The organism is Micromonospora sp. WMMD730 (assembly GCF_049178955.1).
GTDB lineage: Bacteria > Actinomycetota > Actinomycetes > Mycobacteriales > Micromonosporaceae > Micromonospora > Micromonospora wenchangensis.
The window spans coordinates 3,662,131-3,688,241 of the sequence record NZ_JBMHML010000002.1; the positions used below are offsets into that span (position 1 = coordinate 3,662,131).

At 73.3% G+C, this 26,111-nt stretch carries 20 protein-coding genes; 12 read left to right on the plus strand and 8 right to left on the minus strand.

The window, feature by feature from the left end:
- The first annotated feature begins 75 nt into the window (after positions 1-75).
- The gene (locus ACN265_RS16105; protein ID WP_421408414.1) at positions 76-1,710 is read left to right on the plus strand and encodes a cellulose-binding domain-containing protein; all 1,635 of its coding nucleotides are present in this window, start codon (positions 76-78) and stop codon (positions 1,708-1,710) included.
- A 331-nt stretch (positions 1,711-2,041) separates the two neighbouring features.
- Here the strand turns inward: ACN265_RS16105 and treZ are convergent, their stop codons facing one another.
- From treZ to glgX, 3 genes are read right to left on the minus strand one after another with little or no spacing between them, the layout of a single operon-like run.
- Positions 2,042-3,775 carry a malto-oligosyltrehalose trehalohydrolase gene (gene treZ, locus ACN265_RS16110; RefSeq protein WP_421408415.1) on the minus strand — a complete coding sequence of 578 codons (1,734 nt, stop codon included), beginning with the start codon at positions 3,773-3,775 and terminating at the stop codon, positions 2,042-2,044.
- Positions 3,772-6,114 carry a malto-oligosyltrehalose synthase gene (gene treY / locus ACN265_RS16115; protein ID WP_421408416.1) on the minus strand — a complete coding sequence of 781 codons (2,343 nt, stop codon included), beginning with the start codon at positions 6,112-6,114 and terminating at the stop codon, positions 3,772-3,774. The genes treZ and treY overlap by 4 nt, the downstream gene beginning before the upstream one ends.
- A 1-nt stretch (position 6,115) precedes the next feature.
- On the minus strand, positions 6,116-8,236 hold the full coding sequence (gene glgX / locus ACN265_RS16120; protein WP_421408417.1) for a glycogen debranching protein GlgX: 2,121 nt from the start codon (positions 8,234-8,236) through the stop codon (positions 6,116-6,118).
- Between the two features lie 324 nt (positions 8,237-8,560).
- Between glgX and ACN265_RS16125 the strand changes: the two genes are divergently transcribed.
- Positions 8,561-9,967, plus strand: a complete 1,407-nt coding sequence (locus ACN265_RS16125) for a glycosyltransferase family 4 protein (RefSeq protein ID WP_204924560.1) — start codon at positions 8,561-8,563, stop codon at positions 9,965-9,967.
- A 68-nt stretch (positions 9,968-10,035) separates the two neighbouring features.
- Here ACN265_RS16125 and ACN265_RS16130 read toward each other — a convergent pair whose 3' ends face one another.
- From ACN265_RS16130 to ACN265_RS16145, 4 genes are all read right to left on the minus strand, one after another.
- Positions 10,036-11,319, minus strand: a complete 1,284-nt coding sequence (locus ACN265_RS16130; protein ID WP_204924561.1) for a citrate synthase — start codon at positions 11,317-11,319, stop codon at positions 10,036-10,038.
- A 215-nt stretch (positions 11,320-11,534) separates the two neighbouring features.
- Positions 11,535-13,598, minus strand: a complete 2,064-nt coding sequence (locus tag ACN265_RS16135; protein WP_421408418.1) for a sulfatase-like hydrolase/transferase — start codon at positions 13,596-13,598, stop codon at positions 11,535-11,537.
- A complete protein-coding gene (locus ACN265_RS16140; protein ID WP_421408419.1) occupies positions 13,591-15,009 on the minus strand; it encodes a class I SAM-dependent methyltransferase in 1,419 nt (472 codons plus the stop codon). The genes ACN265_RS16135 and ACN265_RS16140 overlap by 8 nt, the downstream gene beginning before the upstream one ends.
- A gap of 14 nt (positions 15,010-15,023) precedes the next feature.
- Positions 15,024-15,317 carry a hypothetical protein gene (locus tag ACN265_RS16145; protein ID WP_421411737.1) on the minus strand — a complete coding sequence of 98 codons (294 nt, stop codon included), beginning with the start codon at positions 15,315-15,317 and terminating at the stop codon, positions 15,024-15,026.
- A gap of 190 nt (positions 15,318-15,507) precedes the next feature.
- On the opposite strand from ACN265_RS16145, the gene ACN265_RS16150 reads away from it, so the two are divergent.
- Positions 15,508-15,948, plus strand: a complete 441-nt coding sequence (locus tag ACN265_RS16150) for a VOC family protein (RefSeq protein ID WP_421408420.1) — start codon at positions 15,508-15,510, stop codon at positions 15,946-15,948.
- A 680-nt stretch (positions 15,949-16,628) separates the two neighbouring features.
- Here ACN265_RS16150 and ACN265_RS16155 read toward each other — a convergent pair.
- Positions 16,629-17,318 (minus strand): helix-turn-helix domain-containing protein, encoded by a 690-nt coding sequence (locus tag ACN265_RS16155; RefSeq protein WP_421408421.1) that lies wholly within the window; start codon positions 17,316-17,318, stop codon positions 16,629-16,631.
- Positions 17,319-17,549: 231 nt separating this feature from the next.
- On the opposite strand from ACN265_RS16155, the gene ACN265_RS16160 reads away from it, so the two are divergent.
- The 9 genes from ACN265_RS16160 to ACN265_RS16200 are packed head-to-tail and all read left to right on the plus strand — an operon-like array spanning position 17,550 to position 26,088.
- The gene (locus tag ACN265_RS16160; protein WP_357926871.1) at positions 17,550-18,527 is read left to right on the plus strand and encodes an asparaginase; all 978 of its coding nucleotides are present in this window, start codon (positions 17,550-17,552) and stop codon (positions 18,525-18,527) included.
- Complete coding sequence (locus ACN265_RS16165) at positions 18,524-19,555, plus strand: quinone oxidoreductase family protein (protein ID WP_421408422.1); 1,032 nt, start codon at positions 18,524-18,526, stop codon at positions 19,553-19,555. Before ACN265_RS16160 ends, ACN265_RS16165 begins: the two co-directional genes overlap by 4 nt.
- The gene (locus ACN265_RS16170) at positions 19,552-20,988 is read left to right on the plus strand and encodes an MmgE/PrpD family protein (protein WP_421408423.1); all 1,437 of its coding nucleotides are present in this window, start codon (positions 19,552-19,554) and stop codon (positions 20,986-20,988) included. Before ACN265_RS16165 ends, ACN265_RS16170 begins: the two co-directional genes overlap by 4 nt.
- Positions 20,982-21,920, plus strand: a complete 939-nt coding sequence (locus ACN265_RS16175) for a polysaccharide deacetylase family protein (RefSeq protein ID WP_204924569.1) — start codon at positions 20,982-20,984, stop codon at positions 21,918-21,920. The genes ACN265_RS16170 and ACN265_RS16175 overlap by 7 nt, the downstream gene beginning before the upstream one ends.
- Positions 21,921-21,922: 2 nt before the next feature.
- Positions 21,923-22,714, plus strand: a complete 792-nt coding sequence (locus tag ACN265_RS16180) for an ABC transporter ATP-binding protein (protein WP_357926883.1) — start codon at positions 21,923-21,925, stop codon at positions 22,712-22,714.
- Positions 22,711-23,571, plus strand: coding sequence for an ABC transporter permease (locus ACN265_RS16185; protein WP_204924571.1), 861 nt, complete (start codon positions 22,711-22,713; stop codon positions 23,569-23,571). Before ACN265_RS16180 ends, ACN265_RS16185 begins: the two co-directional genes overlap by 4 nt.
- Positions 23,568-24,647, plus strand: coding sequence for an ABC transporter substrate-binding protein (locus ACN265_RS16190; protein ID WP_421408424.1), 1,080 nt, complete (start codon positions 23,568-23,570; stop codon positions 24,645-24,647). Before ACN265_RS16185 ends, ACN265_RS16190 begins: the two co-directional genes overlap by 4 nt.
- Complete coding sequence (locus ACN265_RS16195; RefSeq protein ID WP_363654411.1) at positions 24,647-25,429, plus strand: HpcH/HpaI aldolase family protein; 783 nt, start codon at positions 24,647-24,649, stop codon at positions 25,427-25,429. The genes ACN265_RS16190 and ACN265_RS16195 overlap by 1 nt, the downstream gene beginning before the upstream one ends.
- The gene (locus ACN265_RS16200; protein WP_421408425.1) at positions 25,426-26,088 is read left to right on the plus strand and encodes an SDR family NAD(P)-dependent oxidoreductase; all 663 of its coding nucleotides are present in this window, start codon (positions 25,426-25,428) and stop codon (positions 26,086-26,088) included. Before ACN265_RS16195 ends, ACN265_RS16200 begins: the two co-directional genes overlap by 4 nt.
- The last annotated feature ends 23 nt before the right edge of the window (positions 26,089-26,111 follow it).

Genomic DNA, 26,111 nt, shown 5'->3' on the forward strand with positions numbered 1-26,111 from the left:
CGCCCCGCCCCCGCCGGGCACCGGTGTCGCCGATCCTGCGCGCGGGCTCCCTCACCACATCCACAGGAGAGAACCATGATCCTTCGCCAGCGCCGTACGGCGTGGTGGATCTCCGCGGTCGCCGCGACGGCGCTCACCACCGCCGGCGCGGTGGTCACCGCGAACGCGGCCCAGGCCGCCGCCGGCTGCCGGGTCGACTACACGGTGGCCAGCCAGTGGTCCGGCGGCTTCACCGCGAGCGTCACCCTCACCAACCTCGGTGACCCGATCAGCTCCTGGGCGGCCACCTGGTCGTTCACCGCCGGGCAGCGCGTCGACCAGGGCTGGAACGCCTCGTTCAGCCAGAGCGGCAGCACCGTCAGCGCGGCGAACGCCGACTACAACGGCGCCGTCGGCACCAACGGCACGGTCACGTTCGGCTTCAACGGCACCTGGACCGGCAGCAACCCGACCCCGACGGGTTTCGCGGTCAACGGGGTGGCCTGCGGCGGCACCACCCCTACCACCGCGCCCCCGACGACGACGCCACCCACCACGCCGCCCCCGACCACCGCACCCCCGACCACCCCGCCGCCCACCACGCCCCCGCCGACCACCCCGCCACCCACGACCCCGCCGCCGAGCGGCAGCACCCTGTACGTGGCGACCAACGGCAGCGCCGGCGCGGCCGGCACCCAGGCGAACCCGACCACCCTCGCCGCCGCCATCACCCGCATCCCCGCCGGCGGGACGATCTACGTGCGGGCCGGGACCTACCAGCTCGCGCAGACCGTCACCATCGAGCCGGGCAACAACGGCACCGCCAGCGCCCGCAAGAAGCTGTTCGCCTACCCGGGCGAGAGGCCGGTGCTGAACTTCTCGGCGATGAGCGAGGACCCGGCCAACCGGGGGCTGGCGCTGAACGGGTCGTACTGGCACGTCCAGGGCCTGATCGTGGAGCGGGCCGGCGACAACGGGATCTTCGTCGGCGGCAGCAACAACATCATCGAGCGGACGGTGACCCGGTTCAACCGGGACAGCGGCCTCCAGCTCTCCCGGATCGCCTCCAGCACCCCCCGCGACCAGTGGCCGTCGAACAACCTGGTGCTCAGCGCCGAGTCGCACGACAACGCCGACTCCGACGGTGAGGACGCCGACGGCTTCGCCGCGAAACTCACCGTCGGCACCGGCAACATCTTCCGGTACGCGGTGTCCCACAACAACATCGACGACGGCTGGGACCTCTACACCAAGACCGACACCGGCCCGATCGGCCCGGTGACCATCGAGGACTCCCTGGCCTACAACAACGGGACGCTCAGCAACGGCACCCAGAACGGCAACGGCGACCGCAACGGCTACAAGCTCGGCGGCGAGGACATCGGGGTCAACCACATCGTCCGGCGCAACATCGCCTTCCGCAACGGCAAGCACGGCTTCACCTACAACCGCAACCTCGGCTCGATGACCGTCTCGAACAACCTCGGCATCGACAACACCGAGCGCAACTTCTCGTTCGACGGCGGCAGCTCGGTGTTCCGGAACAACACCTCGTGCCGCAGCGGCAGCGGGTCGAACGACAAGATCGTCGGCAACAGCGACAGCTCCAACCAGTTCTGGACCGGCAGCAACGGCTCGCGCTGCGCGTCGTACACCGGGGCCATCGGGTGGTCCTTCGCCTCCGACGGGCGGCTCGTGGTGACCCTCGGCGGCCGGCAGGTCACCCTGTAACCGCCGGTTCCCGCAGGGTGGCCCGGCCGGTCCGGCCGGCCGGGCCACCCCCGCGGGCAGCCCTTGAGGTCGGGCCCGGCGAGGGCGTGTGCACGCTCGGGCTTATGACACACAGGCATAAATATGACGGACAGGCATACCTCTACCGCCTGCATCACGGTCCGCCGCGCCCGCGACCCGGCGTGACGACCCGTCGCGGGACAGGCACCGTCGCGATCCCGACGCCGCCGCATCGGGCCACTGCAGGGGCCGGCCCGGGCACCGGACACCGGTACCAGGCCGAACACCGCGCGCGCCCGACCCAGGGCCGGGCCGCGAAGCGCCGCCGTGGTCAGAGTGCCACGATCGCCGCCGTCTCCGCCGGCAACTCCACCCGGTCGCGCATCACGGTGACGCCCTCCCCGGTGGTGAGCAGCACCCGACGGGCCACCCCGGGCAGGGTGACCCGCTGCGGCCGGCCGGCGAGGTTCGCCACCACCAGGCACCCGCCCCGGCGTACCACCAGGAACTGGTCGCCGTGGCGTACCTCCATCCGGTGCAGGCGGGGGTCGGACAGGTCGGCCCGGCTCTTGCGCAGCGCGATCAGCCGCCGGTAGAACTCGTACATCTCGCGGTGTTCGGGTTTGTCCAGCTCGGCCCAGTCGAGCCGGGAGCGTAGGAAGGTCTGCGGGTCCTGCGGGTCGGGCACCTCGCCGGGCGGCCAGCCGTGCGCGGCGAACTCCCGCCGCCGGCCGGTGGCCACCGCCGCCGCCAGCTCCGGCTCCGGGTGACTGGTGAAGAACTGCCACGGGGTGCTGGCCGCCCACTCCTCTCCCATGAACAGCATCGGGGTGAACGGCGCGGTCAGCAGCAGCATCGCCCCGACCCGCAGCAGCGCGGGCGACAACCCGGCGGAGATCCGGTCGCCGGTGGCGCGGTTGCCGACCTGGTCGTGGTTCTGCAGGTACGCCACGAACCGGTGCCCGGGGACGGTGTGCCGGTCCACCGGGCGGCCGTGGGTGCGGTTACGGAAGCTGGACCAGGTGCCGGCGTGGAAGAACGCCCCGGTCAGCACGTCGGTCAGGCACTCCAGCGAGCCGAAGTCGCCGTAGTAGCCCTGCCGTTCCCCGGTGAGCAGGGTGTGCAGGGCGTGGTGGGCGTCGTCGTTCCACTGCGCGTGCAGGCCGTAACCGCCGGCCTCCCGGGCGGTGATCAGCCGGGGGTCGTTGAGGTCGGACTCGGCGATCAGCGACAGCGGCCGGCCCAGGTGGGTGGCGAGCGACTCCACCTCGACCGCCACCTGTTCCAGCACGTGGGTGGCCCGGGAGTCGGGCATCGCGTGCACGGCGTCGAGCCGCAGGCCGTCGACGTGGTAGTCGCGCAGCCACATCAGCACCGAGTCGATGATGTAGCGACGTACCCCGTCGGAGTGCGGGCCGTCCAGGTTGACCGTGCGACCCCACGGGTTGCTCTGCTCGCTCAGATAGGGCGCGAAGCTCGGCGCGTAGGCCCCGGAGGGCCCGAAATGGTTGTAGACGACGTCGAGGATCACCCCCAGCCCTTTGGCGTGGGCGGCGTCCACCAGCCGTTTCAGCCCGTCCGGCCCGCCGTAGGGTTCGTGCGGGGCGAACCAGCAGACCCCGTCGTAGCCCCAGTTGTGCTCGCCGTTGAACGCGTTGACCGGGAGCAGCTCGATCAGGTCGACGCCGAGGTCGACCAGGTGGTCGAGGCGGTCGATCGCCGCGTCGAAGGTGCCCTCCGGGGTGAACGTGCCGACGTGCAGCTCGTAGAGGATGCTGCCGGGCAGCTGCCGGCCCGTCCAGCCCTGGTCGGTCCAGGCGAAGGCGGCGTGGTCGTAGCGCCGGCTCGGCCCGTGCACCCCGGCGGGCTGCCACGCCGAGCGCGGGTCGGGCAGCGGGGTGTCCTCGTCGTCGAGCAGGAACGCGTAGTCGGTGCCGGGGCCGGCGTCGGGCACCTCGACCCGCCACCAGCCGTCCGGCCCGGTCCGCATGTCGTGGTCGGCGACGCCGGGCAGGCGCAGCCGGAGCCGGGCGACGTCGGGCGCCCAGACGGTGAACTCGGTCATGCGGCAGCCTCCACGGGGTCGGTGGGAGCCAGCAGGGCGGTGGGCGCGAGCAGAGCCACCGGATAGGTGTTCAGCAGATCATGAAGGAGCAGCTCAGACCCACTGTAGACCTGTCCGGTGAACACGTCGGTAACACTGTTGCCGGGCATCGACAGGTGGGTGTCGCGCCAGCCGCCGTCGCGGGCCAGCCCCACCGGCAGCCGGGTGGCCACCGCGATCACACCACCCCGGTCGAAGGCGACCACGTGCGCGGCGGCGGGCCCGTGCGCGGCCACCGGCCGGTAGCCGGCGAACAGCTCCGGGTGGTCGCGGCGCAGCCGCAGCGTGCGGGAGACCACCAGCAGCTTGGCCGCGCCGTCGGCGGCCACCGCCGGCTGCCAGCCGGCGTCGAGCCGGGCCAGCAGCTCCCGGCGTACGGCGAAGTCGACCGGGCGGCGGTTGTCCGGGTCGACCAGCGAGTTCTCCCACAGTTCGGTGCCCTGGTAGGTGTCGGGCACCCCGGGCATGGCGAGCTGCACCAGCTTCTGCCCGAGCGCGTTGGACCAGCCCGCGGGGGTGATCCGATCGGCGAACCCGGTGATCTCGGCGTGCAGTTGCGGGTCGTCGTACATCCGGTCGACCAGGGCGTGCAGGTCGCGTTCGAAGGTCGGGTCGGGGTCGGCCCAGCTCGTCGCGACCGAGGCCTCCCGGGCCGCCTTCTCCACGTACGCGTGCAGCCGCTCCCGGTCGATCGGCCAGGCGCCGACGGCGGTCTGCCACACCAGGTGGGCGAAGGCCGGGTCGGACAGCGGCGCACGGGCCGTCCAGTCGCCGACCTGCTCCGCCCACCGGGCCGGCAGCTCGGCGAGCACGGCGAGCCGGGCCCGGACGTCCTCACCGCGCTTGGTGTCGTGGGTCGACAGCGTGGTCATGCCGGCCGGCCAACGGACCTGCCGGGCGGCGGCGAACCGGTGGAACTCCGCCGGCGGCACCCCGAAGTGGGCGGGTGAGCCGCCGACCTCGTTCAGCGCGACGAACCGGCTCCACCGGTAGTAGGCGGTGTCCTCCACCCCCTTGGCCATCACCGCGCCGGTGAGCTGCGGGAACCGGGCGGCCAGCTCGTGTTCGGGACGCCGCAGCAGCGCGGTCACCGCGTCGAGGGTGGCGGTGAGGTCGGGCCGACGGCGGCCCGCCTCGGCGCGGGCGGCGGCCAGGTGCCGGGCCCCGTGCGGCGGGTAACCCCGGTAGACCGGGAAGCAGGCGGCCAGCTCCGCCAGGGCCGCCCGGGTGGCGTCCCGGTCGAGTCCGGGGGCGAGGGCGGCGAGCCGGCCCAGCTCGGCGGCGAGCAGCCGGGTGGCGGCCGCCAGCTTGGTGGCATGGGTGAGGTCCTGCCACGAGGTGTGCCGGCCGGTGAGCCGGGCGTCGAGGGCGGTGAAGTCGCCCTCGGCGCGCCCGTCGACGAACAGCCCGCAGACCGCGGCCAGGGCGTCGTAGCCGGTGGTGCCGTCGACCGGCCAGTCCGGCAGCTCCTCGCCGTACTCCAGGATCTTCTCCACCACCAGCCAGGCATCCGGGGCGGCGGCGCGCAACCGGGCCAGGTAGCCGGCCGGGTCGCGCAGGCCGTCGGGGTGGTCGACCCGGATGCCGTCGACCTCACCGGCGGCCACCCAGCGCAGCACCTCGGCGTGGGTGGCGTCGAAGACCGCCGGGTCCTCCACCCGCAGCCCGGCCAGGTCGGACACGGCGAAGAACCGGCGGTACGTCAGCTCGGTGTCGCCGCGCCGCCAGGAGACCAGCTCGTAGTGCTGCCGGTCGTGCACCTCGCGAGGGCTGCCGTCGGCGGTGCCGTCGGCGACCGGGAACCGGTGCTCGTGGTAGCGCAGCTCCCCGTCGACCAGCTTGAGGTCGTCGACGGCGTCGGGGCTGTCGGCGAGCACCGGCAGCAGCAGCCGGCCCCGCTCCCAGTCGATGTCGAACCAGTCGGCGTACGCCGACGCCCGGCCCCGACGCAGCACGTCCCACCAGGCCGGGTTCGCCGCCGGTTGGGCGACCCCGGCGTGGTTGGGCACGATGTCGACGACCAGGCCCAGCCCGGCCGCCCGCAACGCCCGGACCAGCCGCTGCCGGCCGGCCTCCCCGCCCAGTTCCGGGTTGGCCGCGCGGTGGTCGACCACGTCGTAGCCGTGCGCGGAGCCGGGGGCGGCGGTGAGCAGCGGCGCGGTGTAGAGGTGGGTGACGCCCAGGTCGGCGAGCCAGTCGGCCAGCCCGGCGGTGGTGTCGAGGTCGAACCCGGGTCGGACCTGGACGCGGTAGGTCGACCCGATCGTCGCCGTCGAGTCGGGTCGGGGCTGTGCGGGCATGTCAGACCGTCCTCTCCAGGACCACCAGGGAGCGGTCCGGCACGCAGACCGCGCCGCCCGCCTCGACCACCGTCGGCTTCTCCGGTTGCGGTTCCGCGGTGCTGATCACCAGCTCCCAACGTTGGCCGAACTCCTCGCCGGGCAGGGTGAAGTCCAGCGGCGCGTCGTGGGCGTTGAAGCAGAGCAGGAACGAGGAGTCGCGGTGCCGCTGACCGTACTGGCCGCGTTCGGGGATGCCGTCGCCGTTGACGAACAGGGCCACCGAGCGGCCGAAGTCGTTGCCCCAGTCCTCGCCGGTCATCTCCCGGCCGTCGGGGGTGTACCAGGCCAGGTCCGGCAGCCCCGCCTCGGCGGTGCGGCCGGCCACCGGCAGGCCGGTGAAGAACCGGCGGCGGCGGAACACCTGGTGCCGGTTGCGGAAGTCGGTGAGCCGCCGGACGAAGTCGAGCAGCTCGTCGTCGGCGTGCTCCCAGTCCACCCAGGCCAGCTCGCTGTCCTGGCAGTAGGCGTTGTTGTTGCCGCGTTGGGTGCGGCCCAGCTCGTCGCCGTGGCCGAGCATCGGCACGCCCTGGGAGAGCATCAGGGTGGCCAGGAAGTTGCGTCGTTGCCGGGCCCGCAGCGCGGTGACGCCGGGGGCGTCGGTCTCCCCCTCGACGCCGCAGTTCCACGACCGGTTGTGGCCCTCGCCGTCGCGGTTCTCCTCCCCGTTGGCCTCGTTGTGCTTGTCGTTGTACGCGACCAGGTCGTTGAGGGTGAACCCGTCGTGGCAGGTGACGAAGTTGATGCTGTGGAAGGGGCGGCGGCCGTCGTCCTGGTAGAGGTCGGCCGAGCCGGAGATGCGGGAGGCGAACTCGGCCAGGGTCGCCGGCTCGCCGCGCCAGAAGTCCCGCACCGTGTCGCGGTACTTGCCGTTCCACTCCGTCCACAGGGGCGGGAAGTTGCCGACCTGGTAGCCGCCGGGGCCGACGTCCCACGGCTCGGCGATCAGCTTGACCTGGCTGACCACCGGGTCCTGCTGCACCACCTCGAAGAAGGTGGACAGCCGGTCGACCTCGTAGAACTCGCGGGCCAGGGTGGCGGCGAGGTCGAACCGGAAGCCGTCGACGTGCATCTCGGTCACCCAGTAGCGCAGCGAATCCATGATCAGCTGAAGCGAGTGCGGGCTGCGCACGTTGAGGCTGTTGCCGGTGCCGGTGTAGTCGACGAAGTAGCGCCTGTCCTCTTCGGACAGCCGGTAGTAGCTGGGCGCGTCGACGCCCTTGAAGCTCAGCGTCGGGCCCAGGTGGTTGCCCTCGGCGGTGTGGTTGTAGACCACGTCGAGGATGACCTCGATCCCGGCGGCGTGCAGCGCCTTGACCATGCCCCGGAACTCCTGCACCTGCTGGCCCAGGCGACCCAGCGCCGAGTAGCCGTGGTGCGGGGCGAAGAAACCGATGCTGTTGTAACCCCAGTAGTTGCGCAGGCCCAGGTCGGCCAGCCGGTGGTCGTGCACGAACTCGTGCACCGGCATCAGCTCGATCGCGGTCACCCCGAGCTGCCGGAAGTAGTCGATCATCACCGGGGAGGCGATCGCCGCGTAGGTGCCGCGCAGCTCCTCCGGGATGCCGGGGTGGCGCATGGTCAGCCCGCGCACGTGCGCCTCGTAGATCACCGAGTGGTGGTACGGGGTGCGCGGCGGCCGGTCGTTGCCCCAGTCGAAGTACGGGTTCACCACCACCGACTTGGGCATGAACGGGGCCGAGTCGGTCTGCGACATCCGGTCCGGGTCGCCGCCCAGCTCGTAGTCGTAGACCGCCGGGTTCCAGCTGACCTCCCCGTCGACCGCCTTGGCGTACGGGTCGAGCAACAGCTTGTGCGGGTTGCAGCGCAGACCCTCGGCCGGGTTCCACGGCCCGTGCACCCGGAAGCCGTAGCGCTGACCGGGCTCGACGCCGGGGATGTAGGCGTGCCAGACGTAGGCGTCGACCTCGCGCAGCTCCACCCGCCGCTCGGTGCCGATGTCCCACTCGTCGAAGAGGCACAACTCGATCTTCTCGGCGACCTCCGAGAAGATCGCGAAGTTGGTGCCCATCCCGTCATAGGTGGCGCCCAGGGGGTAACGCTCACCCGGCCAGACCTGCATGTCGCTCCTTAGGCCCATGATCATGAGCACACCGGCCGGGTCGGGAGACCGCCGGTGCGCACGCCGCTAATGCCCCGCGGCCGGTCCGGCCAACCCACCCGTTCGGACGACGTCCGACATCCGCCCGTCCGAGGGGTCACGCACCGTCGGGTGTCGTCCGTCACGATAGGCTCTTTCGAGATGCGCCGGGCCGCCCGATGCCCTTTGCTAGACGCGACGCGCCCACGCGGGCACGTCACCACTCGGCCCTCGGCCACCCCACCACCGCCCCCTCCCGCCGTCACCGCTGCCGGCGTGATCGCGTGCGCATGGACGGAGATTGATGTGACCACCCTGCGGGTCAGCGACCAGCTCGCGACCGCTGTGGACCGGACCTGCCGGCCCACCCCCACCTTCCGGCCCACGGTCCCCCAGCAGGGCGGCGGCTCCGGCGTGCCCCCGCGCACCCGGCGCATCCTGATGCTGTCCTGGGAGTATCCGCCGGTGCTGGTGGGCGGGCTCGGCCGGCACGTGCACGCCCTGTCGGTGGCGCTGGCCGCCGCCGGGCACGAGGTCACCGTGGTCACCCGGCACACCGACGGCGCACCGCTGGAGGAGTACGCCGACGGCGTGCGGATCGTCCGGGCGGCCGAGGACCCGGTGACCTTCCCGCTGGCCACCGACTCGCTGCTGGCCTGGACGATGGCGTTCAACCACACCCTGACCCGGGCCGCCCTGCGGGCCACCGAGTCCGGCGCGTACGACGTGATCCACGCCCACGACTGGCTCGTCGCGCACACCGCCATGACGCTGCGCGCCCACCTGGACGTGCCGCTGGTCAGCACCATCCACGCCACCGAGGCCGGCCGGCACCAGGGCTGGCTGCCGGGCGAGATGAACCGCACCATCCACGGGGTGGAGCAGTGGCTGGCCGCCGAGTCCGGCCGGGTGATCGTCTGCTCCGGGTACATGCGCGACGAGGTCAACGCGCTGTTCGACGTGCCGATCGGCCGGGTCGACGTGGTGCCCAACGGGGTCGAGCCGCACCGGTGGAAGGTACCGGCCTCGGCGGTTACCTCGGCCCGCGCCCGGTTCGCCGGGGACGGCCCGCTGGTCACCTTCGCCGGCCGGCTGGTCTACGAGAAGGGCGTCCAGCACCTGCTCGCCGGCCTGCCCCGGCTGCGCGAGCGGCACCCCGGCCTGCGCGCCGTGATCGTCGGCGACGGGCCGTACAAAGCCCAACTGGAGGCCGAGGTGCACCGGCTCGGGCTGGGCGACACGGTCGCCATGCCCGGCTTCCTCGGCGGCACCGACCTGCCGGCCGTGATGGCCGCCTCGGACTGCTTCGCGGTGCCCAGCATCTACGAGCCGTTCGGGATGGTCGCCCTGGAGGGGGCGGCGGCCGGCGCGCCGCTCGCGGTCGCCGAGACCGGCGGGCTGGCCGAGATCGTCGAGCCGGGGGTGACCGGGGTGACCTTCGCCCCGGAGGACCCGGCCGACCTCACCGAGGCCGTGCACGCGGTGCTGTCCGACCGGGAGCGTGCCCGGGTGCTCGCCCGTCGGGCCCGCGCCATGGTCCACGAGCAGTACGGCTGGTCGGCGATCGCCGCGCGCACCGCGACGGCGTACGCCACGGCGATCGCCGGGGACGCCGCGTTCACCGCGCAGCGCGCCGAGCAGCGGATGGCGACCGGCCGGGTCACCGCCCCGATCCCGGCGGGCAACCTGCTCGTCGCCGCCGGCCTGCGCTGACCGGCCCGGCGCGACACGCGAAGGCCGCCGACCCCCAGCGGGGTCGGCGGCCTTCGTCGTGACCGGGGTCAGCGCTGCGCGATCGCGGTGAACTCCCGCTCGGGCGCACCGGTGTAGATCTGCCGGGGGCGGCCGATCTTCGTCTCCGGGTCGCTGATCATCTCGCGCCACTGGGCGATCCAGCCGGGCAGCCGGCCGAGCGCGAACAGCACCGTGAACATCTTCGTGGGGAAGCCCATGGCCTTGTAGATCAGGCCGGTGTAGAAGTCCACGTTCGGGTAGAGCCGGCGGGACACGAAGAAGTCGTCGGCGAGCGCGATCTCCTCCAGCTGCATGGCCAGGTCCAGCAGCGGGTCCGGCTTGGCCATCCGGTTGAGCACGTCCTGGGCGGCCTTCTTGACGATGGCGGCCCGCGGGTCGTAGTTCTTGTAGACCCGGTGGCCGAAGCCCATCAGCTTCACGCCGTCCTGCTTGTCCTTGACCTTGCGGACGAAGGACGCGACGTCGCCGCCGTCGGCGTCGATCTTCTCCAGCATCTCCAGCACGGCCTGGTTCGCCCCGCCGTGCAGCGGGCCGAACAGGGCGTTCACCCCGGCCGAGACCGAGGCGAAGAGGTTGGCGTTGCTGGATCCGACCAGCCGGACGGTGGAGGTCGAGCAGTTCTGCTCGTGGTCGGCGTGCAGGACGAACAGCATGTCCAGCACCCGGGCCACCACCGGGTCGACCTCGTACGGCTCGGCGGGCACGCCGAAGGTCATCCGCAGGAAGTTGTCCACGTAGCCCAGCGAGTTGTCCGGGTACAGCAGCGGCTGACCGATGGACTTCTTGTAGGCGTACGAGGCGATGGTGGGGACCTTCGCCATCAGCCGGACCGTCGACATCTCCACGTGCTCGGAGTCGAACGGGTCCAGGCTGTCCTGGTAGAAGGTGGAGATGGCGCTGACCGCCGAGGACAGCACGGCCATCGGGTGGGCGTCCCGGGGGAAGCCGTCGAAGAACCGGCGCATCTCCTCGTGCAGCAGGGAGTGCCGCCGGATCCGCTCGCTGAACTCGCCCAGCTGCTGCTGGGTCGGCAGCTCACCGTAGATGAGCAGATACGAGACCTCCAGGAAGGAGGACTTCTCGGCCAGCTGGTCGATCGGGTAACCGCGGTACCTCAGGATGCCCGCGTCACCGTCGATGTAGGTGATCGCGGAAGAGCAGGAGGCGGTGTTCACGAAACCGGGGTCGTATGTTGTCATTCCGGTTTCCTTGAGCAACTTGCTGACCCCGATGCCCGCAGGGCCCTCGACCGCGCCCTGCACCGGCATCGAAAGCTGCCCACCGGGGTGGTCGAGCTTGACTTCCGTCATGTGGTTCCTCGCTTCGCCGGCGAATCTTCGTTGAATTGCCTTCGCTTTTACCGTAATCGCGGTCGCGGGGATACCGCCCGCCGTGGTTCTGCGGTGAGGTATGCGTCACCCGTTTCCCGGCCCGGCGGCGCGGAAACCCGTGCCGGCGCGGGCGGGTCACCCGCGACCGGACGCCGGGAACGGCGTGGCAGAAAGCGGCGAAGTGCGACGAAAGCTCAGGAAAGGGTCAAGCGGCGCAGCGTGTCGCCGGGACCCACCCGGTAGATGTCCAACCGGTTCGCGCCGGCCCGGAACAGATGGTCGTCGGAAAGGAACGCGGCGAACCGGCGACCCCCCGGGTCCGGGGTAACCACCGGGACGACCGCGCCGATCCGACCGTTGACGGCGACGGCGAGCAGCGTGCCGTCCGGCACCTGCGGGGGCACGGAACCCCACACCAGGGCCGGCAGCTCCCCCGCCGCCGGATCGACGTGGTCGAACGCGCCCAGGTGCGCCACCGAGGCGGCGCCACCCGACGGCTTCTCCCCCACCGTCGTACCCACCAGCGGATGCGGGGCGGGCGGCGCGGGCCGGGCGGGCACCCCGCCGGGAAGGACCACCCGCTCACCGGGCCGGTCGTAGAAGTACTTCTCGGTCCGCTCCCGGGGCGGCTGCTGCGCCGAGCGCCCGTCGAGCCGCCACGGGACCCGCACGTGCACCTCGTCGGCGATGGTGGGCAGCAGGTCCACGTGCTCCCAGTTGCGGTCGTCGACCCGGCCGGCGCGCTGGCCGGGCTGCTTGACGAACAGCGGCACCCAGGCCACCTCGCCGGGCGCGTGCGTGATCGCGTCCATCCCCCGGCCCTGCCAGTCCCGGGTGAAACTCACCCCGTGGTCGGCGGTGAGCACGACCAGCGACCTGTCGTACAGGCCGGTGGCGCGCAGCGTGCGCAGCGTCTCGCCGAGCAGCCGGTCGGTGTACCGCAACTGGGCCAGGTGCCGGGTCCGGGCCAGCTCCACCCAGCCGGCACCGTCGTTGGGCAGGTCGTCCGGCGCGTCGTAGCGCGCCCCGGACGGCAGGTACGCCCACGGCGGGTGCGGCATCAGCAGGTGCAGGAAGTGCAGGGTCGGCCGGTCGGACGGGCGCAGCCCGGCCAGGAAGCTGGTGAACCGGGCCGGCTGGTTGTCGTTCAGGCTGTCCCAGCGGAACTTCGGATCGGCGGGGACCGGCTCGGCGGCGTCCAGGCCCACCTCGGCGGCGGTCTGCTCCCGGTAGGACTCCTGCGGGTCGATGCGGCTGTCCACCGGGGCGGCGATCCGGCGCAGCAGCGCACCGCTCTCCCGTACCAGCACGCCGAGCCCCTGCTCCGGGGCGACCGGCTGGTCGCACCGGCTGGGCGGGCAGAGCCGGGTGATGCTCTCCTGGGCGCGGATGTCGTACAGGCCGCCGAGGGCGGTGAAGAGGTTGTCCGGGTACTGCGAGTAGTGCGGGGCCGACGGGGTCGACGGGTACCGACCGGTCAGCATCGCCGGCAGCGCGTACGGCGTCCACCCGCTGACCCCGGTGGCGTTGCGGTACCAGGTCGACCCGCCGGCCAGCTCGGCGAAGTTCGGGTAGCGGGTCGCGTCGATCCGCCCGTCCGGGCCGAGCAGCGAGACCAGCGGCAACTCGTCCAGCACGATCATGACGACCGGCGGGTGGGAACCCGGCCCGGCCACCCCGGCGGCGCCCTCGTGCGCGCGGGGCAGCACCACCGCCGAGGCCGGCGAGGCGAACAGGAACAACCCGACGAAGACCAGCGGCCCGAGGGCCGCCACCCGCAACACCCGGCCGAGCACCGACCAGCGCCGGTACGCCACCGCCCCACCCGCCCCGACCAGCGCCGCCACCACCAGCAGCGGTACGCCCCGCAGCGGCGTAACCTGCCGGCCCGCCTGCACCGCCAACGCGGCCAGCAGCAGCCCGAGGAGCACCGTGTGGGCACCCGCCCGGACCCGGACGCCGGCCAGCCGGGTCGCCGCCCCGAGCAGCACCACCGCCGCACCGGGCACCAGCGCCACCACCGCCACCAGCGCCAGGACGTCCCTGCTGGTGGCCCGGTGGAACAGGAAGAAGTCGGGGCTGCGCCCGAGCACGTCGAGCAGGGGCTGGGTGACCACCAGACCGACCAGGGCCATCACCTCGTACGCCCGGCGCAGCTCCACCCGCCAGCCGGCCGGGGCGGGCGTGCGGTCCGGCACCGGCGGCGCGGTGGGCGTCGGCCGCCGGAGCGCGGTGCCGGTCGGGGAAGGCTCAGCCATCCACCACCGCCTGGTAGAGCGTCCGGGTGCCGCAGGGCAGTTCCTGCTGGCGTTCGACGCGGCAGCGGGCGGCGAGCAGCCGGGCGAACTCGTCGCGGTGGTAGTCGGGGAAGAGCCCGGCCGGTTTGTTCGCCAACAGCCGCCGCGCCATCGGGTCCTGCGGGTGGACGAACTCCACCACCAGCCGTCCACCGGGCCGGACGTAGCCGGCCAGTTGCCCGATCACCTCGACCAGCGGCACGTTGCGGCCGATCGCCAGATGGTGCACCACGGCGAGGGCGAGCACCACGTCGGCGTGGGCGCGGTCGGCGAACCCGGCCCGTTCCACGCCCCGCCAGCCGCCGCCGGGCGACGGGTCGGCGAGGTCCATCACCAGCGGCAGGATGCGCTGGTCGCCCTCGGCGCGTAGCGCCCGGTAGAGGGCGTCCACCACGGCCGGGTCCTGCTCGACGGCGACCACCCGGGCGGCGTGCCGGGAGGCGATCCGCGCGTACCGGCCGTCGTTGGCGCCGAGGTCGAGCACCAGCCCGGCGTCGACACCCGCCACCGCCGCCTCGACGAAACCCTCCTTGGCCGCCCGGTCCGCCGTGGTGTAGCCGCAGGTGCGCTGGTAGTCGACCCAGTGGCCGCCGTCGACCCGACGGTCCAGCCGGCGGACCAACCGCGCCAACCGGCGTACGGTGGCCAGCGCCAGGTCCCGCGAGTAGCCGGCGTCGCGTAGCTGGGCGGCGACGGCGCTGCTGCTGGCCCCGGCGTGCCGGGCCTGCATCGCGCCGTGCAGGTGCACGTGCGTCGGCACCCCGGGCAGCAGCCGGCGGACGCCCCGGAACAGCGGGCGGAGCTGGTCGGCCTCGATGCCGTCGACCCGGGCCCGCAGCCAGGGCTGGAAGTTCACGCCGAGGTGGGCCTGGAGCAGCAGCGGATAGAGCAGGGTCTGGCAGAACTGCCGGTAGCCGGCCCACGGTTCGCCCTCGGTCAGCGGCGCGAACGAGCCGACGTCGATGAAGACCGGGGTGGCGCCGCGCCACTGGAGGTTGTAGGCCGACCCGTCCTTGGTGGTGAACCCCGCCTCGAGGGCCCGGCGCAGGATCTCCAGGTGCAGCAGGGCGGCGTCGCGCAGCATGCCGAACGACCACTCGTAGGGGTGCGAGACGAACGGGATGCGCTCGTGCCGCAGCACCGTCGTCCACCCGGTGTCCGGTAGCGTCGCCGGGTCGACCGGGGCGGTGCCGCAGACCTTGCCCTCGGCGAGCAGCGCGGCGAAGAACCCGCTGCCGGAGAGCGCCTGCCAGTCGGCGGCACCCTGCGGGCCGAGGCCGCGCAGCACCTGGTCGCCCAGGTGGAAGACCCGGTTGGCGGGGTCGCGGAAGGAGCCGGGTTCCGGCCGGATGCGCAGGTCGGCGGCGGTCATCGGTACGCTCCCGGTCAGTTGCCGGCCGGCTGGCGCGGCTGCCGGTCGGCCCGGGCCGCCTCGGCCGGTGCCGTGGCGGGCCGGTCGGTCACGGTGGCGCCGGGCCGGCCGGACGCGGGGGCTGCGGCCTGGCCGCCGGGCTGGCCGGACGCGGGGGCCTCGGTGGGCTCGGCGGACCCGCGCCGGAACCGGGCCGCCACCCGCCGCCAGTAGAGCTTCGCGGCGACCGCCGCGCCCGCTGTTCCGCCGACCACCGCCTGCACGATCAGGCTGCCGGACCCCGCGTCCAGGTAGGCCAGGTGCATCATCGGCCCGCTCCCTTCCTTCGCCGTCAATGGACCGCCGCCAGGTACGCCACATGAGGCATATACACCTTAAAGACGGTTTGCTCCCCTGACACCGTACGTCGTCCGGTCCTGCCGCGAGGGGGACATGGTTTCCTCGGCCCGGTCCGTTCCGTTCAAGACCCCGCGGCGGCGTCCGCCCTACCCTGGCCACATGACGCCCCGCTTCGACCTCATCGGCACCGCGGTCAACGACATGGCCTGCACCCTGGACTTCTACCGCCGGCTCGGGCTGGACATCCCCGCCGACGCCGACCACGAGGACCACGTCGAGGTCACCCTGCCCGGTGGGCTGCGGCTGGCCTGGGACACCGTGACGATGCTGCGCGGCTTCCACCCCGACTGGACGCCGCCCAGCGGCAGCCCGCGCGCCAGCCTCGCCTTCCTGTGCGCCGACCCGGCCGAGGTGGACCGGTACTGGACCGCGCTCACCGAGGCGGGTTTCCACGGCGAGGTCGCCCCGTGGGACGCGTTCTGGGGCCAGCGGTACGCGATCCTGCACGACCCGGACGGCAACGGCGTGGACCTCTTCGCGCCCCTCGACGCCACGCCCCCCGCCGGCACGCCCGACACCGCATCCCCCGGACCGAGCTGACCCACGGGCCACCCCTTCCCGAAACGGACCCGGCCGACCCTTCCCGGTACGGACCCGGCCGACCCTTCCCGGTACGGACCCTTTCGAGCTGATGACACCAACGATTCACGGCGACGTCGACGCGGGCCGGTCGGGGCTCCCGCGCCAAGGGGCACCACGGAGCGCAGGACCGCCGTCCCCGGGCCGGCCGCGCGGCGACCGGCGTAAAGGCGGCCAGGGTCGGGGCGACCGGCGTGAAGGCAGCCAGGGTCGGGGGGACCTCGCCAGAGCCGCATCGATCCGGGTAAGCGCACCCACCCTGCACCGAGGACCGGCGGGCTCCCGGCCGGCCGCGCACGGGCTCGATTCGTTGAGGCCATCAGCTCGAAAGGGCCCGTACTGCACAACCGACCCCCTCGCCGCGCCCATCGGGACGGGCAAGGGGTGGGGTGGACCGAGGTGGCCGGGGTCGGCCCGACGGTCACGTCACCACGCTGTCGGCGGCGAACCTCGGGACCACCGCCGTGACCCGGGACGACCCCGAGAGCACCACGGCGGCCCCGGGCAACCACCGCAGCCCGCAGCCCTCAGCCCCGTAGCCACCTCCGGACGCAGGCACCATCGAAACGCCGGCCCTCGCGCCCGTCGGACCCGGTCACGGGGGACTCGGGAACCCGGCCGCTCCGGGGTGACGCGGGTGGTCAGCGGGCGAGCAGGGTGGTCGGTGCGACGCCGGCCAGGTCCCGGACGTCGCGGGTGAAGTGGGCCTGGTCGGCGTAACCGGCACGGGCGGCCACCTCGGCCAGGCCGACGCCGCGACGGGCCAGCGCCAAGGCGCGGTGCAACCGCAGGATCCGGGCGAGGGTCTTGGGGCCGTACCCGAAGAGGGTACGGCTGCGCCGGTGCAGGGTGCGCGGGCCGAGGCCGACCTCGGCGGCGGTCGCGGTGACCGTGGCGCCGGCGGCGAGCAGCGCGGCCACCCGGGGGCCGAGCGGGTCGACGCCGCCTCCCCGGGCGAGCCGGTCGACGGCGATCGCGGCCAGCGCGGCGGCGGTGGGCGACGCGCCGAGCTGCTCGGTGAGCCGGACGGCGTCCCGCCCCCAGAGGGCGTCGAGGGGCACCCGGCGGTCCCGCAGTTCGTCGGCGGGGACGCCGAAGACGGCCGGGCCCACCCCGGGCGGCAGCCGGACCCCGCGCCACCGTTCTCCGGGTGCCGACACGCTGAGCTGCGCCGTGCGGTCCGGGCCGGCGACCAGCAGCCCCGAGCGGCTGGACCAGAGCAGGTCGAGACAACCGTCGGGCAGCACCCGGGTCGGCGGGGCGTCCGGGCGGCTCTCGCTGGCCCAGAGCACCGCTGCGTCGATCACCCCGGCGGGTCGTTCCCGGTACACGGTCCCAGCCTGCCACGCCGCCGGCCACCCGCCGCGCCGCGACACCGGGGCGACCCGGGAACCGGACGACGACGGACACCGCAACAGGCCCGACATCCGTACGTCATCGACGCGGCCACCAATCCATAACATCCTCGGGTTCACGTTCTCGCAGCTCTTGTGCAGGGCGAACGTTTGTGCAACTGTCATCACCTCGATTGAGCAATCGTTTGCGCAAAGGGGGTGTGGCCGGTGCGGATCGCGGTTCTGGCAACCGGTGGGACGATCGCGTCGCGGTGGGACCCCGACGAGGGCCTGGCCGTGACCGACTCCGTCACGGACCTGCTGAAGAACGTCCTGGGCACGACCGACGCGGAGATCCACGGCTTCGACCTGTCCTGCCGGCCGAGCTTCACGCTCTCCCTGGACGACATGCTGACCACCGTCCGGGCGGTACGGGCCAAGCTCGACGACGGGTTCACCGGCGTGGTCGTCACCCACGGCACCGACACGCTGGAGGAGGCCGCCTACCTGACCGGGCAGTTCACCGGCCCCGACGCCCGGGTCGTGCTGACCGGGGCCCAGCGCGGCGCCGACGAGCCCGACTCCGACGCCGGACGCAACCTCGCCGACGCGATCCGGGTGGTCACCGCGCCCCGGCCGCTCGGCGCGGCGACGGTCATGGGCGGCGTCGCGTACGCCGCGGTGGAGAGCCGCAAGGTGCACACCTCGGCGGTGTCGGCGTTCTCCGGCGGTACCGCCGGCGTGCTGGCCCTGGTCGACCCGGACGGCGTGCTGCGGGTCTCCACCGCCGCCCGGGGCGGGCACTACGCCCACCTGCCGATCCCCACCCGACTGCCCCGGGTGGACCTGGTCAAGCTCGTCGCGGGCGCGGACGGCACCCACCTGCGCGCGTCGCTGCACGCCGGTGCCGCCGGCATCGTGGTCGAGGCGTTCGGCGCGGGCAACGCCCCACCCGCGGTCGCCGAGGCCATCGCGGAGGCCGGCCGACGCGGCGTACCCGTGGTCATCACCAGCCGGACCGGGGCGGGCCGGGTCCGCCCGGTCTACGCCGGCGGCGGGGCGACCCTCGCCCGCGCCGGCGCGCTCTTCGCCGGTGACCTCACCGGCACCCAGGCCCGGGTCGCGTTGGCCCTCGCCCTGGCCGTCGAAGAACCCGGCGCCGTGCCGGAAGCCCTGCGCACCATGGTGGAAGGACGTCGCGCGTGAAGACCGAAGCAGTGACCATGAACGGGTACGGCGGCCCCGAGACGCTCACCCTCACCGAGGTCGACCTGCCCGAACTCGGCCCCGACGAGGTCCTGCTGCGGGTGCTCGCGGTCGCCGTCAACCACCTCGACGCCGACCTGCGCAGCGGGGTGTCCCGGATGCCGCTGCGGCTGCCGCACGTGCTCGGCCGCGAGGTCGTCGGCGTGGTGGAACGGCTCGGCTCCCGGGTCACCGGCCGGGCCCCGGGCGACCGCGTGCTGGTGCTGCCCAACACGCCCTGCGGGAGCTGCCCCCGCTGCCTGACCGGGCGGGCCAACCTCTGCCCGAACGCCGACATGCCCGGCATCACCAGGTGGGGCGGGTACGCCCGGCACGCGGTGGCCCCGGCGCGCGGCCTGCTGGACATCGGCGACCTCGACCCGGTGGTCGCCGCCGCCACCCCGATCTCCTTCGGCACCGCCTGGCGCACCCTGTACTCCATCGGTCGGCTCGCCCCCGGCGAGTGGGTCCTCGCCCCGGGCGCCGCCGGTGGGCTCGGGCACGCGGTGGTGCAGCTCGCCAAGCTCGGCGGCGCCCGGGTGGTCGGCCTCATCGGCGACCCGGCGAAGGCCGACTTCGTCTCCTCGCTCGGCGCGGACGCGGTGCTGAGCACCCGGAATCCCGACTGGGCCGCCGAGGCCCGGGAGATCACCGGGGGCGCGGGCTTCGACGTGATCGTCGAACACATCGGCGGCGACGTCTTCGAGGCCGCGCTGGGCACCCTCGCCCCCACCGGCCGGCTGATCGTCGGCGGCGGCCACGCCGGGGAGCACCCGCACCTCGACCTCATCGAGACCTTCCGCAACGAGTACGAGCTGCGCGGCTCGCGCAGCCAGCGTCCCGACGAGATCGCCCGGGTGCTGGGGCTGGTCGCGGCGGGACAGCTCGCCCCCCGGGTCGACGCGGTCCTGTCGTTGGCCGACGCCGGCCGGGCCCACCAGGCGCTCGCCGACCGGCGGGTGCTCGGCAAGCAGGTGATCGCGCCGTGACCGGGCACCGGCGGTCCGACGCCCACGACGACGTGCTGGCCACGCTCGTCGCCGGTGCCGTCGAGGCCGCCGACACACTGCTGGCCACCGGCACCGGGCAGGTGCTGGTGCGGCAGGTGGCGGCCCGGCTGACCGCCAACGCCGTCGCGGCCCACGGGCACCTGCCCGCCGGGCTGGACACCGCCGGCGACCCGGACGGCCCGTGCAGCCTGCTGGCCGCGCCGGGCGGGACGGACGAGCCGGCGCGGGCCGCCGCGGTGACGGCGGCGGCGATCACCGTCAGCCAGTGCGACGAGGGGCTGCGCGAATCCCGGGGGCACCCGGGGCTGCACGCGTACGCCGCCGCCCTGGCCGCCGCTGAGGTCGACGACCGCAGCCTGCGGGTGTTCCTGCGGGCGCTGGCGGTCGGCTGGGAGGTGGGTGCCCGACTCGGGCTGCTGCTCGGCGCGCCCCGCCCCGGGGTGCACCCGCACGGTGGGTGGGGCGTCGGCGCGGCGGCGGCCGCCGCCGGGACCGTCGCCGGGCAGGACGCCGCCGGACTGGCCGCGACGGTGAACCTGGCGCTGACCGTGGCGCTGGCCGGGCCGGAGGCCGACACCCGGCGGGGGCATGCCGCCCACTACCTGCTGCCCGCCCTGGGCACCGCCAACGGGCTGACCGTCGCCCGGCTCGCCGACGCCGGGTTCCCGGCCACCGGCCCGGTGCTGCCCCACCTCGGCCGGACCGTCCACCAGGGCGGCACCGACCGGCTGGTGGACGCCGCGCTGCTGTCCCGGCCGCTGCTGCCCGACGTGTATTTCAAGCCGGTCGGGGTGTGCGCGCACACCCTGACCGCCTGGACGGTGGCCCGCGCCATGGCCCGGGACCTGCCCGCCGACGAGGTGGCGGCGGTGACCGTGCACACCTACGCGGGGGCGGCTCTGCTCGCCGAGCGGCGGCCGGCCGGCCGGCTGGCCCGCCAGTTCAGCATCCCGTGGGTGGTGGCCTGCGGACTGCTCGGCACCGACCCGGGCGCCCCGGACGGGGCGGCGGACGACCGACGGACCCGCGCCGCCCGGCTCGCCGAGCGGGTGACCGTACGCCACGACCCCGGGCTGGACCAGGGATATCCGGCGGGTCGGCCGGCGGTGGTGGAGGTGACGACCCACGGCGGTGCCCGGCTGGGCGGGCGGGCCCGGTTCCACCACGGCGACCGGGAGGACCCGATGACGGCCGACGACCTGGCCGCCGTCGACGCCGCGCTGCTGCGCACCCCGGGGGTGCCGGCGGGGGCGGCCGAGCTGCTGCACGGGCTGGCCCGGGCGCCCGGGGCGACCCGACTGCGAGACCTCACCGCGCTGGTGCGCGGCGGGGCACCGAATCCGAACGGCGGTCCGCCGCCGGTTCCCGCTGGGGCCGGCCGATCCGGCAGAAAGGACACGACGACATGGTGATCAGAGTCGAACCCGGCACCGAGCGGGACTTCATCGGCTACGGCGGGGACCTGCCCCGCGTCGAGTGGCCCGGTGGCGCCCGGGTGGCGGTGAGCCTGTGCCTCAACTACGAGGAGGGCGCCGAACACAGCCTCCTCGACGGTGACAGCGTCAACGAGTGGGTCGGTGAGATCTCGTACACGCCGACCAGCGCCGAGCACCGGGACCTGTCCCAGGAGTCGGTCTACGAGTACGGCAGCCGGGCCGGCGCATGGCGGCTGCTGCGGCTGTTCGACCGGACGCAGACCCCGGTGACCGTGTACGGCTGCGCCGAGGCGCTGGCCCGTAACCGGCCGCTGACCAGGGCGTTCGTCGACGCCGGGCACGAGATCTGCTCGCACGGCCTGCGCTGGCGGGAGCCGTCGGGGATGACCGAGGACGAGGAACGCGCCGAGATCCGGCAGGCGGTGGCGACGATCACCGAGCTGTGCGGGGAACGCCCGGTCGGCTGGTACTCCCGGTACGCCCCGTCGGACCGCACGCGCCGGCTGCTGGTCGAGGAGGGCGGCTTCCGGTACGACTCCAACGCCTACAACGACGACCTGCCGTACTGGGTGCAGGTGGCCGACCAGCGGCATCTGGTGGTGCCGTACACGCACACGTACAACGACGGCCGGTTCGCCTTCAGCCCCGGCTACGGCAACCCGACCGACTTCTTCGAGAACTGCCGGCGGGGCATCGAGTACCTGTGGGAGGAGGGCGAGACCTCCCCCAAGATGATCTCGATCGGGCTACACGCCCGGCTGATCGGCCAGGCCGGGCGGGCCTCCGCGCTGCGGGATCTCATCGCCTGGGCCCAGGACCTGCCCGGCGTCTGGTTCGCCAGGCGACGCGACATCGCCGACTGGTGGCACCACAACTACTCCGACCTGCCGGCCCACGGAGGGCAGTGACCATGCGCATCGAGATCGACAACGTGGCCAAGGGGTATCCCCGGGCCGACGGGAGCCGACTGTCGGTGGTCGGCAGCCTCAGCACCACGATCGAGGCGCAGGAGTTCGTCTGCGTGATCGGGCCGAGCGGATGCGGCAAGTCGACGCTGCTCGGCCTGCTCGGCGGGCTGCGCCGACCGGACGACGGCGAGATCCGCTTCGTCGGCGAGCGCACCGCCGCCGGCCCGCTCACCTCGATCGTCTGGCAGGACTACGCGCTGATCCCGTGGCGCTCCATCGCCGACAACGTCGCGTTCGGCCTTGAACTGCGCGGGGTGCCCGCCGCCCGGCGGCGGGAGGTCGCCCGGGAGCACCTGACGATGATGGGCATCGAGGCGTTCGCCGACAACAAGCCGCACGAGTTGTCAGGCGGCATGCGCCAGCGGGCCGGGATCGCCCGGGCCCTGGCCAGCGACCCCGAGGTCCTGCTGATGGACGAGCCGTTCGCGGCGGTGGACGCCCAGACCCGCACGCTGCTGCAGGACGAGCTGCTCCAGGTCTGGTCGAAGCACCGCAAGACGGTCCTGTTCATCACGCACAGCATCGAGGAGGCGCTGCTGCTGGCGGACCGGATCATCGTGCTCGGGCCCCGGCCGACCCGGGTGGTCGAGGAGATCCGGGTGCCGTTCCCCCGGCCGCGTACTCGCGACGTCGAGTTGGACCCGCGGTTCACCGAGTTGAAACGCCACCTGTGGGCGCAGTTGCGGGACGCCACCCTGGCGGCCGAGTGGGCGGAAGCGAAGGGGGACCGATGAGCGAGCAGAGCGTGCCGACCCGGGAGCGGGCGACCGACGAACCCGTGGTCCGCTACGCGGTGGACCCCCGCGCGGAACGCCCACCGGGTCGCGGCTTCAAGCTGCTCAGCAGCGGGCTGGGCAGCATGGTGCCGGTGGTCGTGGTGCTGGCGCTGTGGCAGGGCGGCAGCATGGCCGGGCTGATCGACAAGACCTTCTTCCCGGCCCCGTCGGAGTGCGTGCAGGCGCTGGTCGACCTGTTCTCCTCCGGGGAGCTGCTGCCGAACATCGGGATCACCGCCCAGCGCATCCTGCTCGGTTTCCTGCTCGGCGTGATCCCGGCGACGCTGCTGGGCATCGCGATGGGACGGTCGCGGTGGGTGCGGGTGCTGATCGATCCGCTGATCGCCATCACGTACCCGATCCCGGTGGTGGCGATCCTGCCGCTGCTGCTGGTCATCTTCGGCACCGGCGGACGGCCGATCGTGGTGCTCGCCGGCATCATCTCGTTCTTCCCGGCCGTGGTGAACGCGATGTCCGGGGTGCTCCAGGTCGACGAGCGACTGATCCTGATGGCCCGCAACCTGGGTGCCGGCCGGCAGCAGATCCTCTGGAAGATCGTGCTGCCGGGCGCCCTGCCGTCCATCTTCGCCGGTATCCGGCTGGCCGCGGGGCTCGCCCTGCTGGGCACGATCGCCGGTGAGTTCCTCGCCGCCAGCGACGGCGTCGGGTCGATGACCTGGCGTTACTGGCAGATCTATCAGATCGACAACATGTACGCCACGCTCGCGGTGATCGCGGCGATGGGCTTTTTCCTCACCACGGTGACGCTGCGCGTGCAGCGGCGCTTCTTCAGCTGGACGGAGGGCCAATCATGACAATCAAGAACAAGGGTGTCATCGCCGCGCTGTTGGGGGCGAGCCTGCTGCTCGGCACCGCGGCCTGCGGGAACGACGCGGAGTCGACGGGGGCCGGCGGCACCGACAAGGTGACGGTCAACTCGCTGGAGATCCTCTCGCTGGCCCCGATGATGGTGGCCGACGCGAAGGGCTTCTTCGGCAAGCACAAGGTCGAGGTGGAGTTCACCAACGCCGACATCTACTCCCGGCTCGCGGTGCAGGGTCAGGGCAAGCTGGACGTGAACATCCCGGGCACCGGTGGCGCGCTGTTCAACGCGGTCAACCAGGGGCTGCGGGTGCGGGCGGTGGCCGACCGGCAGCAGTACCGGTGCGCCTCGGACAACCTCCTGCTGGCCCGTACCCAGGCCTTCGACGGCGGTCTGAAGAGCGTGGCCGACCTCAAGGGCAAGAAGGTCGCCATCCTGGCCAAGGGTTCGACCACCGAGTACTGGCTGGACCGGGCGCTGGGTGAGGTCGGGCTCAAGCAGTCCGACCTGGGGCAGATCGTCACCCTGAGCTACCCGGACACGGCCAACGCGCTCAAGAGCGGTGCGGTGGACGCCGGCTTCGTGGTGCAGCCGCTGGCGTACCAGCTCATCACCGACGGGCAGGCCAAGCGGGTGCTGGCGATGAACGAGGTGGCCCCGAACCAGGAGCAGGGCCTGATCACCATGTCGCAGGACTTCATCAGCAAGCGGCCCGAGGTCGCGGCCCGGTGGATGGCCGGCTGGCTGGAGGGTGTGCGCTACTACCAGGACCCGGCCAACAAGGACGACGTCATCAAGATCGTGGCCGAGCGGACCAAGGTGCCGGCGGAGACGATCAGCAAGCTGTACGGCACCGACCAGTGGCCGTACATGGACCCGAACGGTCGGGTGGACACCGCCACGGTGACCGCCGAGGACGGCAAGTGGCTGCTCGACAACAAGATCATCGAGAAGCTGCCGGAGGTCGGTGAGTGGCACGACGGTTCCGTCGTCGACGCCGCCCTGAAGATCGTCGGCGAGGTGCCGGCCAACCGCGACTGCGGCGGCGTGCAGAAGCTGGAGTCCTGATGTTTCCCCGTCCGAGCCGGCTGGCCGAGGTGCTGCGCGACGGTGGCGTCGCCCTCGGCAGCCTGACCCTGCTGCAGGAACCGGCGATCGGCGAGATCCTCGGCGCCCTCGGCTACGACTTCCTGGTCGTCGACACCGAGCACGCCGCCGCCGACGAGCAGAGCGTGCTGGCGATGGTCCGGGCGGCCGGCTCGGCGGGGACCACCCCGCTGGTCCGGCTGCGCCGGATCGAGGAGAAGGACCTGCTCTGGTCCCTGGACAGCGGCGCCGGCGGGGTGGTGCTGCCGCTGGTGGAGACCGGCGCGCAGGCCGTCGAGGCGGCCCGGCTGACCCACTACCCGCCGGTCGGTGACCGGACGCTGTGCTCGGCGGCGCGGGCCGCCGGGCACGGCACCGCCCGGGGCGACTTCGACCGCTACCTGACCTGGGCCGGGCAGAACACCACGGTCGTCGCCCTGGTCGAGACCCCGGCCGGGCTGGCCAACCTGGACGACATCCTCGCCGCCGACCTCGACGTGCTCATGCTCGGCCGGGCCGACCTGTCGGTCAAGCTGGGCCTGGGCTACCAGCCCACCCATCCGGAGGTCGAGAAGCACGCGGTCGACTTCGTCGAGCGGGTGGTCGCCGCCGGCCGGGTCGCCGGCATGCTCGCCTACTCCGCCGAGGAGGCCCGCCGCTGGATCGACCGGGGCGTCCGCTTCGTCGTCTACTCCCAGCCGGAGATGCTGCTCTCCGATGCCTACCGGCGGGCCCGCGACGAGATCCTCGGCGGCACGTCGTGAGCCTGCTGGTGACCGGCGGGGCCAGCGGCATCGGTGCGGCGGTGGTCGCCGCCGCCCGCGCCCGGGGCGAGACGGTGCACGTGCTGGACGTCGCCACCGGCGTGGACGCCGCCGACCCGGTCGCGGTCGGCGGGTTCGTCGACGCGATCGGCACCCCGCGCCGGGTGGCCCACCTGGCCGGGGTGGTCAGCGCCGGTGGCATCGAACAGACCAGCCTCGCCGAGTGGGAACGCACCCTGCGCAACAACCTCACCGCCGCGTTCGTCGTCGCCCAGGCCGTGGTGCCCCGGATGGCGGCGGCCGGCGGGGGGTCGCTGGTGCTGATGAGCAGCCTCAACGCCCGCGACGGCGGCACCCGGCTGTCGGGCACGGCGTACGCGGCGGCGAAGGCGGGGGTGCTGGGCCTGATGCGGCACCTGGCCGTCGACTTCGGACCGCAGGGGGTACGGGTCAACGCCGTCGCGCCCGGCCCGGTGGCCACCCCGATGCACGATCGGCTCACCGCCGAACAGAAGGCGGGGCTGCGGGCCCGGATGCCATTGGGCCGGATCTCCTCGGCGCAGGAGATCGCCGACATCGTGCTGTTCCTGCTCTCCGATTCCTGCGCCACGGTCACCGGCATGACCTTCGATGTGAACGGGGGCAGTCATCTCAGCTAGGTTGCCGGGTACGGGTACCGGTC

Bases quoted from the DNA above. Each gene is read 5' to 3' on its own strand.
- ACN265_RS16105 (WP_421408414.1), top strand. From the start codon at position 76: ATGATCCTTCGCCAGCGCCGTACGGCGTGGTGGATCTCCGCGGTCGCC.
- treZ (WP_421408415.1), bottom strand. From the start codon at position 3,775: ATGACCGAGTTCACCGTCTGGGCGCCCGACGTCGCCCGGCTCCGGCTG.
- treY (WP_421408416.1), bottom strand. From the start codon at position 6,114: ATGCCCGCACAGCCCCGACCCGACTCGACGGCGACGATCGGGTCGACC.
- glgX (WP_421408417.1), bottom strand. From the start codon at position 8,236: ATGCAGGTCTGGCCGGGTGAGCGTTACCCCCTGGGCGCCACCTATGAC.
- ACN265_RS16130 (WP_204924561.1), bottom strand. From the start codon at position 11,319: ATGACGGAAGTCAAGCTCGACCACCCCGGTGGGCAGCTTTCGATGCCG.
- ACN265_RS16135 (WP_421408418.1), bottom strand. From the start codon at position 13,598: ATGGCTGAGCCTTCCCCGACCGGCACCGCGCTCCGGCGGCCGACGCCC.
- ACN265_RS16140 (WP_421408419.1), bottom strand. From the start codon at position 15,009: ATGACCGCCGCCGACCTGCGCATCCGGCCGGAACCCGGCTCCTTCCGC.
- ACN265_RS16145 (WP_421411737.1), bottom strand. From the start codon at position 15,317: ATGATGCACCTGGCCTACCTGGACGCGGGGTCCGGCAGCCTGATCGTG.
- ACN265_RS16150 (WP_421408420.1), top strand. From the start codon at position 15,508: ATGACGCCCCGCTTCGACCTCATCGGCACCGCGGTCAACGACATGGCC.
- ACN265_RS16175 (WP_204924569.1), top strand. From the start codon at position 20,982: ATGGTGATCAGAGTCGAACCCGGCACCGAGCGGGACTTCATCGGCTAC.
- ACN265_RS16180 (WP_357926883.1), top strand. From the start codon at position 21,923: ATGCGCATCGAGATCGACAACGTGGCCAAGGGGTATCCCCGGGCCGAC.
- ACN265_RS16185 (WP_204924571.1), top strand. From the start codon at position 22,711: ATGAGCGAGCAGAGCGTGCCGACCCGGGAGCGGGCGACCGACGAACCC.
- ACN265_RS16190 (WP_421408424.1), top strand. From the start codon at position 23,568: ATGACAATCAAGAACAAGGGTGTCATCGCCGCGCTGTTGGGGGCGAGC.
- ACN265_RS16195 (WP_363654411.1), top strand. From the start codon at position 24,647: ATGTTTCCCCGTCCGAGCCGGCTGGCCGAGGTGCTGCGCGACGGTGGC.